We start from the raw sequence: 400 nt of genomic DNA, 5'->3' as shown, positions 1-400 counted from the left end.
CGCAGGCCCTGCGGGTCTTTCTGCTGCGATCAAAATCCGTCAACTTGCAATTGAAAACAACTTAAACGATTTGTCCGTTTGTGTCGTAGAAAAAGGCTCCGAAGTCGGTGCACATATTCTGTCTGGTGCTGTGCTTGAACCACGTGCCATGAACGAGCTGTTCCCCGACTGGAAAGAACAGGGTGCCCCACTGAATGTCCCGGTGACTGAAGATAAAACCTTCTTCCTGCTTTCAGATGAAAAATCACAGGAAGCACCGCACTGGATGGTGCCTAAAACCATGCATAATGATGGCAACTATGTCATTTCACTGGGCAATGTAGTGCGCTGGTTAGGCCAGAAAGCGGAAGAACTGGAAGTGTCGATCTTTCCGGGCTTTGCCGCGTCTGAAATTCTGTAT

Annotated in this window: 1 protein-coding gene; it reads left to right on the top strand. The window is 49.0% G+C overall.

Going from position 1 to position 400, the window contains the following annotated elements; genetic code table 11:
* Positions 1–400 (top strand): NAD(P)/FAD-dependent oxidoreductase (locus tag AC1IR0_RS15625; protein WP_479741565.1); only part of this gene is annotated, 400 nt, incomplete at both ends.

The sequence above is a fragment of the Acinetobacter sp. 129952 genome (genome assembly GCF_056642055.1).
Note: the sequence above shows the minus strand (reverse complement) of the source record. Positions and strands in the feature narration are given on the sequence as shown.